General features: G+C 60.0%; 9 protein-coding genes. 5 read left to right on the top strand and 4 right to left on the bottom strand.

Annotation, left to right across the window (positions count from 1 at the left end; translation table 11 throughout):
- On the bottom strand, window positions 1-239 hold a 239-nt coding region (locus ACWGS9_RS27055; protein ID WP_454508115.1), incomplete at its 3' end, for an alcohol dehydrogenase catalytic domain-containing protein.
- A 491-nt stretch (window positions 240-730) separates the two neighbouring features.
- Entirely contained in the window at window positions 731-1117 is a 387-nt protein-coding gene (locus tag ACWGS9_RS27050; RefSeq protein WP_454508114.1) for an SPW repeat domain-containing protein, read from the bottom strand.
- Between the two features lie 82 nt (window positions 1118-1199).
- On the opposite strand from ACWGS9_RS27050, the gene ACWGS9_RS27045 reads away from it, so the two are divergent.
- From ACWGS9_RS27045 to ACWGS9_RS27030, 4 genes are all read left to right on the top strand, one after another.
- Window positions 1200-2036, top strand: coding sequence for a helix-turn-helix transcriptional regulator (locus ACWGS9_RS27045; RefSeq protein WP_454508113.1), 837 nt, complete (start codon window positions 1200-1202; stop codon window positions 2034-2036).
- 286 nt (window positions 2037-2322) lie between these two features.
- Entirely contained in the window at window positions 2323-2748 is a 426-nt protein-coding gene (locus ACWGS9_RS27040; protein WP_454508112.1) for a hypothetical protein, read from the top strand.
- A gap of 13 nt (window positions 2749-2761) precedes the next feature.
- Complete coding sequence (locus ACWGS9_RS27035) at window positions 2762-3724, top strand: SEL1-like repeat protein (protein WP_454508111.1); 963 nt, start codon at window positions 2762-2764, stop codon at window positions 3722-3724.
- Between the two features lie 310 nt (window positions 3725-4034).
- The gene (locus ACWGS9_RS27030; RefSeq protein WP_454508110.1) at window positions 4035-4337 is read left to right on the top strand and encodes a hypothetical protein; all 303 of its coding nucleotides are present in this window, start codon (window positions 4035-4037) and stop codon (window positions 4335-4337) included.
- A 363-nt stretch (window positions 4338-4700) separates the two neighbouring features.
- On the opposite strand, the gene ACWGS9_RS27025 is transcribed toward ACWGS9_RS27030, so the two are convergent.
- Complete coding sequence (locus ACWGS9_RS27025) at window positions 4701-5594, bottom strand: LysR family transcriptional regulator (protein ID WP_454508109.1); 894 nt, start codon at window positions 5592-5594, stop codon at window positions 4701-4703.
- A 120-nt stretch (window positions 5595-5714) separates the two neighbouring features.
- Between ACWGS9_RS27025 and ACWGS9_RS27020 the strand changes: the two genes are divergently transcribed.
- Window positions 5715-6584 carry an SDR family oxidoreductase gene (locus tag ACWGS9_RS27020; RefSeq protein ID WP_454508108.1) on the top strand — a complete coding sequence of 290 codons (870 nt, stop codon included), beginning with the start codon at window positions 5715-5717 and terminating at the stop codon, window positions 6582-6584.
- A gap of 69 nt (window positions 6585-6653) precedes the next feature.
- Here ACWGS9_RS27020 and ACWGS9_RS27015 read toward each other — a convergent pair whose 3' ends face one another.
- Window positions 6654-10103, bottom strand: a complete 3450-nt coding sequence (locus ACWGS9_RS27015; RefSeq protein ID WP_454508107.1) for an ATP-binding protein — start codon at window positions 10101-10103, stop codon at window positions 6654-6656.
- Window positions 10104-10105: the final 2 nt, after the last annotated feature.

Raw genomic sequence — 10105 nt, 5'->3', positions numbered from 1 at the left:
GTTGTCCCATAGCCAAGGGCAGTGATCACACCGGCCAGCTCGTGGCCGAGGATCGACGGCGTCCGGTCACGGAAGGCGCGATCGGCCCAGGTCGAAGGCCACTCTAGTTCGGTGTTGACGAATCCTGCCGCGTAAACCTGAACGACGACATCGTTTATCGCGGCTTGCGGCTCGGGCCGCTCCACCAGCTTCATGCCGGCCGTTCCCGCAGTCTGGTCCGTTACAACGATTGCTTTCATGGGAATTGTCTCCTCAGTGATTTGTTGGTTCGAGGTAAATTGCAGGCGTGGTTTTTCTACCTCTCATGCAGTTGGCTACCGGTTCGGCGCCTTCCGCGACGAACTGGATGTTGAATTGCTGCGTAGTGCCGACGAGACTGCTGCTCGGGTTCCTCGGAGTTGCCGCGCCGCGAACCCAGCATTTTTGTGAATCTCAACCGCGCGACGAATTTGACGATTCCGGTATCCCAGGTTGCCTCCGTTAAGATGTCTTGGCAGGGCTGACCTCTGGAAAATCGATCGGGGTCTGCACCGCGTTGTTCATGAAGTTGGTCAGCAGGAATTGGGCTGTGAGCGCTATCGTGCAACCGCGGCCAATGTCGCGATGCGCCAATCCGGACTCGTGCGACGCGGCGAAGCGGATCGCTATTGGCGAGCGAACCTGGGGGGGCAAGCACCGGCAGCGGCCGAGGGTTAACTCGGCCGCTGCCACATGATGTTAGCAAAGGCTCCTAGGGGTGCGCGGTCTTCAGCGCGCGCTCCCCGCTTTCGGGCGCGTTGAGCACGAAGGTGACGAGGAGAACCGCAGCACCATTCGCCCAGTAGTACCAGGCGTCCAGCCCCTGCAGGCCGAGCACGAAGGGCACGGCGACGAAAGTAATGCCGACGAGTCGGTCAACCGCGATATGCAGCCCATACGGCAGCACTCGGACTACACCGGTCTTGTGGTTGGTGAACAGGGTCAGAATGAGGGCGGCGACGCCGGTTGCGACCGACACCCAGAGCGCCAGCGGATTGGCATGGCCGAGTCCGAGCAGGAACGGCGCTGCCATCAGGCTCAGCGCGACGGGATAGTCGAGGAAGGCGTGAACGGTCTTTGTGACGAAACGAATATTCATGAGACTCTCCGGTTGATCAGGGATTGGGGACTTGCACACTGCTCATATGGAAGACTATGGGTGACGCTTGGTGCCAATAACTTTGCTGATCGTCCCGATGGACTCCTTCGCTGCCCTGTTCGCCCACGTAACGCCGACGGCCCGGACGTTCTTCACCGGGAACCTGTGCCAGACGTTGCAGTTCACTGGTGTGGGCCATTTGCACCTCTTCAAGGCAGGCGCGCTCACGGTCACCCAGGACGGACAAGCCGATCTCGAACTCGTTGAGCCGACCCTGCTGTTTTTGCCGCGCGGGCGGACCCACAGTTTCGCAGTTGATCCCGAGCGCGGAGCCGACCTTGTATGCGCGACCGTCGAACTCGGGGGTGCCGAGGGCAACCCGATTGGCCAGGGCCTGCCTGAATGTGTGGTCCTGCCGCTCGCTGCTCATTCGGCGCTGGCCCCGGTTTGTGATCTGCTGGTCGGCGAAGCCTTCTCCGAAGCTGGTGGCCGCCAGGCGGCGCTCGACCGGCTGTTCGACTATCTGCTGATCCTGATCGTGCGTCACGTCGTTGAGAGCGGCGCCATTTCGAGCGGCGTGCTCGCCGGGCTCGCCGACCCACGCCTGGCCAAGGCGCTGACCGCGATGCACGAGGCGCCGAAGAAGCCTTGGAAGCTTGAGGATCTGGCCGACGTTGCGGGCATGTCACGCACCCGGTTCGCCGATCATTTTCGGACGCTGGTCGGGCTGACGCCCATTCAGTACCTGACGGTCTGGCGCATGACGATCGCGCGCCAGCTTCTCGGCAAGGGCAAACCGGTCAAGAGTGTCGCGGCGCAGGTCGGCTACGACAGCGCGGCCGCCTTCTCGCGCGTGTTCAGTCGGGTGACCGGGCAGCCGCCGCGCGAGTTCGACGCGCTCCGGGATGGATCTCGATAATCGATGGATTCGGCACTAGAGCAACCTGCATAACAGTGCGCAATGACTGACATCGGCGCAAAGCTGTCGACAAGGATTTTCGTACACCTCGGATGCTGACCCGGCGGATCAGGGATGCTGACATTGTGGCTAATTAAACGGCGCGCCATGACCGAGGCCGGAAAGGGCCGATAGGAGATCAAGACCACTGCCATGTGATCAGCTAACGCAAAGTTGATCTCCATATTGGATTGACTTCAAAGCGACGCAGCAAAATTCCTTCTAATCACAAGAAATGGAGGAAGGAATGGCTGAGGAGGTCAGTCCAAATAACCCTGCTGAGGCTGTGGCCGAAGTTGCCAAAACCGACGGTACGGCGCAGGAGTACATTACTATCGATCAATTCTGGGATGAGAACCCGTTAATTATGCCTTGGATGGAACAATACCTCCCAAGAAATCGCATGTGGAAAGATGCCGTTTTCGAAGCATATAACGCAATGTTCTCCATTGTCGTCGTTTTGATTTTGTCAAAGGCATTCTTAGTGCCCGACAGGATAATTTTTGCTCCTGGAATTATCGTGATAATTTGGAATTCATATCTTTTGGCAAAGCTTAATACAAGAATGGCCCGTGCACAGGGAAAATTTATCAGAGCCAAGCTGAATGCGAGACCCTTTCCCGAAAGGGTTCGGATCAGAGTGCAGGGGTTCAAAGAGTGGTTGAACCCTTAAATCGGAGGCCACCATGACCATGCAGAGGTTTTCCAAGTTGCTTTGTTTCGTCTCCAGCATGCTGGTGGCCGGCGTCACCCACGCCGGGGAAGCGGAACAGGCCTTTAAAAGAGGAGATTACGCAGCAGCCGTCGAGTTGTGGAGGGGCATGGCTGAGTCCGGTGACCCCAAGGCGCAGGACAATCTTGGCACTGCTTACGTCGAAGGGCACGGTGTCACACAGGATTACGTTCAAGCTGCCGCTTGGTACCGTAAGGCAGCGGACCAAGGTGATGCTCAGGGAGAGCACAATCTCGGCTATCTCTACGACCGTGGGCTAGGCGTCAACCAGGACTATTCCGAATCTGCAATTTGGTATCGCAAAGCTGCCGATCAAGGATTGGCGGATGCTCAAATCAATCTCGGGTTGCTATACAGAGATGGAACAGGCGTTCCGCAGGACTATCGAGAAGCTGCCACGTGGTTCCGTGAGGCCGCCGATCAAGGAGGGGCCGTTGCCCAATACTTTGTAGGTTTGGCTTACTTCAAAGGGGAAGGCGTCGCCCAGGATTATGCTGAGGCAATCGCATGGTTTCGCAAAGCGGCGGTGCAGGGAAACGTCCAGGCGCAGCATGACCTTGGTGTAGTTTATGTACAGGGCCTAGGCGTTACAATTGACTACGCCCAAGCCGTCTCCTGGTTCCAAAAGGCTGCGGACCAGGGGGATGCGCGTGCTGAGTTCAATCTTGGTATTTCGTACTACAAGGGGCTAGGGGTTCCTTTAGACTATGTGCAGGCTGTTGCCTGGCTGCGGAAGTCTGCAGACCAGGGGTATGCGAAAGCTGAGAATACCCTCGGAGTAGCATACCTGGCTGGCCGTGGAGTGAAGCAGGATACTGCTCAGGCCCTCATTTTGATACGCAAGGCCGCTGATCAAGGGGATCCCACTGCTAAGGCCAATCTTATCAAGTTGGAACCGCCGGCAAAAAAGGCATAAGATTCACTATCTTTTCGAATTTCGGCGCTCAAAACTGGTCGGCAACACCTGATAACATTGTGACCAATTAAATCACGACTTCAGATCGTTCCACGAAACGTTCGCTGGGGGCCAAAGGTGCAGCGGACGAAGCTTTCATCACTTTGGTGCTTTCCGCGTGACCCTGAAATCCCGCCGACGTCGCCGCTGCCAATGATGCCGATCGCCGAACGACGACTTTTCACGCAAATATCGATAACATGAGGAGTCGCTAATGTTGGCGCCATGGCCTACAAACAGCAACTGCTCAAACGTCACGATGGAGGACGAGATGGCTTATGGAATAGTTCACCACTTTCCGGGTGGGACAAAGTCACAGTACGAGGCCTCGATCGCCGCTGTGCATCCAGCAGGCGGTGCTCTGCCGAAGGGCCAAACCTTCCATGCAGCTGGGCCGTCCACAGGGGGCTGGACAATCGTTGCCATCCACGATTCCAAGGAGAGTTGGGAGACGTTCCGCGATGGCATCCTGATGCCCACGATGGGCAAGGGCATCAAGGGCGGCTTCACCTCGCCACCCCAAGAGACAGCGTTCGAAGTCCAGAACATTCATGGCGGAGCGCTCGGGAACTGAATATGGGCATCTCGGCAACGTGCGCTGGTTCGGTGGCTCCGCACCGTGTAGCCGAAATGCTGTCGACCGACCCTATCGATGAGTTGGCCGAACCAACGATTGACGCTGTGAAGTCGTGAGGCTCGTCTCGGTGCTAGCGTCCGAACTGGCGCCCGTTGCCGACGATGCTGTCATTTTGCGATATCCGCCGGACAGCTGTTGCTGACATTGTGGCTAATTAAACGGCGGGCGATGATCGAGGCGCGGAACGGCTGTTAAGGGCCGTTTGTCGACCATCCGGTTTAGGTTCGCGCTAGCCATAAGCTGCCGTTGCCGGGCCGACCTGATGCATCACGGGCTTCGACCTGCGGTGGCCGGGATTAGTCAGTCGGCGACATAGGCTGCCAGTTCCTCAGCCGTCCCCAACGGAAATGCTTCCTTCAAATACTCGAGAAACGCCGAAACGCGAGGGCTAAGCAAACGCCTTGAGGGATAAAGGGCCCAAAGCGCCGTCTCAGGCCCTAACACATCCCCCCAATGCACCAACCTGCCGGCAGTCAGATCGCCGCTGGCAAGCGACAACGGGAGGCGCGCGGCGCCGAGCCCCATGCGCACTGCATCTCGGACCATAACGAACGACGCCAGGCTGAGCACTGGCTTGGCGTTAATCGTCGACTTGCCAGACGAGGTCGTGACTTGCCAGGCTTCGGACTCATTCAACGAGCCTCGACTGATCGCGGGAACGAGACTTCCCGAGGCTGGGGGCGTAAAGTACGGACTGGCCACTACCACCAGCCGGTCGCGCAGGAACACTCTCCCAACAAGGGTGGCATCCGGCTCCGGGTTGACGCGGATGACGAGGTCGTAGGCTTCTTCGATCATGTCCACGGCCCTGTCTTCCGTGGTGATCTCCAACCGAACTTCCGGGTATCTAAGCACGAAGCCGGCGGCGAGCCTTCCGACCGCGGTCTGAGAAAAGAGCAGTGGCGCGCTGATGCGTAGCCGGCCACGCGGGCTATGGCCCCCCGAAGCGATCGCTTTCGCCGTCTCATCAAGTTCTGTGAGCAGAAAGCCCGTTCGTTCAAACAGGGCTCGTCCCTCCTCCGTGAGCTTGAGCGTCCGCGCACCACGTTCGAACAGGCGCAGATCAAGACTTGCCTCGAGATCGGCCACGCGTCTGGAAAGGGTGGCCTTTGGCCGGCCGGCGGCACGCGAGGCCTTTCCGAACCCGCCGTGGCGGGCCACTAGGTTGAAGTCGGCAAGAGCGAGAAGATCCACGATTTTTGTTCTTTACTGTTCCACCAATGAGACGACCTGTCCAAACATACCATCTATCGGGATGAATGTGGATCACTCATTTTGAGCGTGCCTTTTAACTCAAACAGAAAGTGAACCCCAATGACCATCCTCGTTACAGGTGCCACCGGCCGCGTCGGCCGCCATGTCGTCGACCAACTCCTTCAGCGCGGCGCGACGGTGCGTGTGCTGACCCGCGACCCCGCGAAAGCCAGCTTCCCGACCGGTGTCGACGTCGCCACGGGCGATCTCCTCGACATCGATGCGCTGCGCAGCGCCTTCAAAGGCGTGAGCACGCTCTTCCTACTCAATGCCGTCACGGGTGACGAATTTGCCCAGGCGATCATCACGCTCAACGTCGCTCGTGAAGCGGGCGTCGACCGTGTCGTCTATCTCTCGGTATTCGAAGCCGATCGGGCGGTGAACGTCCCGCATTTCGCCGTGAAGTTCGGCGCCGAGCGCATGCTGGTGCAGATGGACTTCAGCGCCACCATCTTGCGTCCGACCTACTTCATCGACAACGAGTCGATGGTAAAGGACGTCATTATGGAGCACGGCGTCTATCCGATGCCGATCGGCAGCAAGGGCGTAGCCATGGTCGACGCCCGCGACATCGCCGAAGTAGCCGCGATCGAGCTCATCCGCCGCGACTCCGCACCCGGCAAGCTGCCGATCGAGACCATCAACGTGGTGGGGCCCGACACGCTGACCGGCCCCGACGTGGCTAAGATCTGGTCGGACCTTCTGGGTCGCCCGGTGGTCTATGGGGGCGACGATCCCGGCGCGTTCGAGCAGAACATGGCGAGCTTCATGCCGAAATGGACGGCCTACGAGATGCGCCTGATGGCCGAGCGTTATGTCAGCGACGGCATGATCGCGGAGCCCAATGACGTTGCACGGCTGACCAGTATTTTGGGCCGCCCCCTCCACACCTATCGCGACTTTGCGGCCGGGGTCGCGAGCGCGGCCTGAAGGTCGCGCCATCCCGGTCATTGGCGATGTCACTTACCTAGAGAACGCGCCAACAACGATGACGTTGAATTACCCGAGCTCGTGGATGGCGACGTTAGGAATGACCGACTTCGCGATCTCGCATAGATGCTGGTGATGGGTGAGATAGATCACCTGCCCAACACCGGCCATCTCGCCGAACAATCGGAAAACTTCCTCCGATCGGAGATGGTCGAAGGTCTCCATGATGTCATCGGCAATGAACGGAATAGCCGGCCTGAGCTTGGCAAACTCATAATATCCGGCGAGCCGTAGAGCCAGGTAGAGCTGAAAACGCGCGCCTTTCGACAAAGCGTCTGCGACCTTCGATTGGCCATCCCCCTGTGTCGCGATGAGGACCTCGCCGCCCTTTACCGGCTGGGTCGTCAAGCCTGTGTACTGGCCGCGTGTGATCAGTGCGAAGGCGTCGGAGGCCTCGCACATCATTCCAGAGCGGTGGCGTTCGCGATAAACCCGGAGCGCGCTCGACGCCGACATCACCCCAAGCTTCAATTCGATGTAGCGGACGGCCTTTTCCTCGATTTCGAGGAGGACGGTGCGGCGCTCCGCATCAATTCGGGCCACAGCGCTGTCGCCGCCGATCGCATCGAGCTTGTCGGTCGCCCGGGTACGTCGGACGAGCTGCTGTTGCAGTGAGTCATCGAGGTCGGCGAGGCGCCGCTCGCCTTCCGCCTTTTCAATTGCGAGCCCATCGAGATCGAGGCCTTCCAGCAACGACCGCGCGTGCATGAAATCGTCAAGGGCGAGCTCGCTCGTGAGTCGTTCTTCAAGCTCGGCCAGGGCACTGTGCAGGCCGTCTCGCTCGCGAAGCTGTTCATCGCGCTCCACGACCTCCGGCAGAGTTTTCACCCCAAAGGCATTGAGCACTTCCTGCTTTGTGGTCACGTTTGCCGCGACATCAGCGTTCAGTGTCTCCCGAACGGCATGCAACTTCTGAACGTCAAGGAGGAGATCTGCCCTCGCCTCACGAGCACGCTCGGCTTGCTCCAGACGCTCTGTAAGCCGGACGCTCACCTGTTCCGGCGCCTCGCCGTCTGCACGCTCGCCGGCCTGCGCACGAAGGCGGGCCACCTCTTCAGCAAATGCAGTCCTATCCGCCTCCATCTTGCTTATGCGGATACGCATGGCCTCACGATCCTGCAGGGCCTTTGACAGCTCCGACAATTGATCGAGCACGCTCCCAAGCCCCGTTCCGGCGATGCCTTCTTCGAGCCAGGTGCCCTGGAGCGCTTCCTTAACTTCGGCCTGCCATGCACCCTCTCGCCGCTCGGCGATTTCAACAGCGAGCCGCCTGGCGGCCAGCTCCTCTTCCTTCGCGGCGACGCTCCTCAACGCTTCCGCGCGCTCCGCGTCGACCTTCGCCTGCCTGTCCAGAAAGCGGTCTGCAGCAACCACCATGGCCTCCAGGGTCTCGCTAGCATCCAGCTGAATCCCAACGCTTTGAAGCGCCGAGGCCAATCCGAGATGGATCCGCTCTCCCTCGGCTATTGCGCGTTCAATCCTTGCGCGTGCGAGCACGATGTCGTCCCAGGCGCCAAGCGCGTCGGCGCGCGCGGAAAGGCGCTCCTCGAGAAGCCCGATCAAGAGGTCGAGCGACTGCGCCTGGCAATCCTCAAGCAGAGTGTTGGCCATTTGCTTGATCTCAGTGGATGCCATTTCTGCCCGCTCGGCCACCCCGGCAAGCTGACCGCTCACGCGCTCTATGGCCGCTTCGGTCTCGGCAGCCCTTTGCTTGATTGCGCGCAAATCCGCCAGCTCGCCAGCATGGGCCAGTCGAGCCGCGCCGACATGGTCGTCCTTGGCCAATGTCGCGGCAAAGACATCTGCGGTTTCCGCCTTGAGGTCGGCGCGGTGATTTCGCCAGGCCTCGTCCCTCTCGCGTCGAATGGCTTCGGCTGTGTCATCGTCGGTGATGTCGGCCGAGGCGCGAGCAGCAGCCAGACGTGACAACGTCGCCATCCGACTTTGTTCATGCTCAGCCAAGCGCTCGGAGAAGACCGCCTTTTCCCTTTGAAGGTCCGCGGCCAATGTCTTCCACCCAGCCATCTGCATGGGTGGCGGGATCGGCATCTTCGAAAGTGCGTCCGTTTCTCCCGACCACGGCCGAAGGCGCCGCATCGCATTCGCCAGCCTTGTTTGCCGCTCGTCCTCCAACGCGCGAGCCTCTCTTATCTCGCGTGCGTGACGACTGGCCTTCGCCTCTGATACGGCTGCCATCAGCCTGGCTCTTGCGGGCTCGGGCACCGCCCTCTCCTCGCCAACGCGACCTCGTGCGGCGTTAAGGCTGTCGAGCGCGGCAGCGGCTTCATCGCGGGCCATCCGCAGGCTCGTCGTGATGCCGGAGCGTTGCTCGACCATGGTGCGAAGCGAGCCAACCACAAAGGCAGGCAGGATGAGCCGAGACGGATCCTGTTCGGCCGACCTTCCAAGCGCGGCGAGACAGCTCGCTACGACCTGGTCGAGTATCTGCACTTCCATCTTGCGGGTCGGCAGATCCATTCCCGCGGACAAATAGCGCGCTTTGCGATCGGCAAGTCCGCGCACCTGTTCGGAGATCGCCAGGACAGTGTCGTCGACGGTGATTGCCTCGATCTTGGCCTTCGCCCGATCGATCTCATCGGCATTCGCCTGCAGACGGGTCCTCAGCTGCGCGTCCTGATCGATCAATTCCGCGACGCTGCCACTCCAGGTCCTGGGAGGAGATGGTATGTCAGGCAGCTCAGCCAGCCTGCTTGCCTTGCGTGTGATTTCGGCCAGGAGCGGCGCGGCGCGCACATATCGGTGGATTGTAGCCAGGCGAGCCGACAACACCGAGCGTTCAGCGAGGCTGCGATCATACTTATCCTGGGCTTCCACCCGTTCCGCCTCGAGTGCCTCGTATGTCGAGGCCAGGGTGTCGATCGTCTCCTTGCGTGACTTGAGTTCCGCAAAGCGCTTCTTGAGCAACGCGATTTCGGTGCTCTGGGCCTGCTTTCGGTGAAGCCCGTCTGCCTCCGTCTCCAGTGCGGCCAAGACATCGCTGGCATTGCCAAGCCCTGCACTGGCGGTGAAAAGGAGCTTGCCGAGATCGCCACGCGATTCAAGGATGGCCTTGCCCCCTTCTTCCAGCGTCTCGTCATCGAGCGAGAACATGCTGCTGTAGGCATCGCGGGACAACCCGGCGAGGTGAGCCGAAATGGCAATCTCGCTGACTGGCTGGCCTTCCGCATCGTGCAGCGAGTTGCTGCGGCTTTTGGTGCGGGACACGGCAAGGGCGCGCCCATCGAATTCAAGCAGCCCGCCGATGCGCATCGCGCTGTATTCGTGCAGGAAATTGTAACGGCTGCGCTCTTCAATGCCAAAGAGCAGATCTAGGTAGGCGGAGAGCGCGGTCGATTTTCCGGCCTCATTCAGCCCGAAAACGATATGCAGATCGGGACCGGAAACCGGCTTCTCTCCGAAGTCGATCGCCCTATCGGTGAACTTGCCATAGCGGGTCAAAT

It is taken from the genome of Mesorhizobium sp. Arg314 (assembly GCF_053714275.1).
This window is presented reverse-complemented; position numbering and strand designations above follow the sequence as displayed.

Excerpts from the sequence above, each read along its gene's own strand:
- ACWGS9_RS27020 (WP_454508108.1), top strand. The coding sequence starts at position 5,715 with ATGACCATCCTCGTTACAGGTGCCACCGGCCGCGTCGGCCGCCATGTC.
- ACWGS9_RS27035 (WP_454508111.1), top strand. The coding sequence starts at position 2,762 with ATGACCATGCAGAGGTTTTCCAAGTTGCTTTGTTTCGTCTCCAGCATG.
- ACWGS9_RS27030 (WP_454508110.1), top strand. The coding sequence starts at position 4,035 with ATGGCTTATGGAATAGTTCACCACTTTCCGGGTGGGACAAAGTCACAG.
- ACWGS9_RS27050 (WP_454508114.1), bottom strand. The coding sequence starts at position 1,117 with ATGAATATTCGTTTCGTCACAAAGACCGTTCACGCCTTCCTCGACTAT.
- ACWGS9_RS27040 (WP_454508112.1), top strand. The coding sequence starts at position 2,323 with ATGGCTGAGGAGGTCAGTCCAAATAACCCTGCTGAGGCTGTGGCCGAA.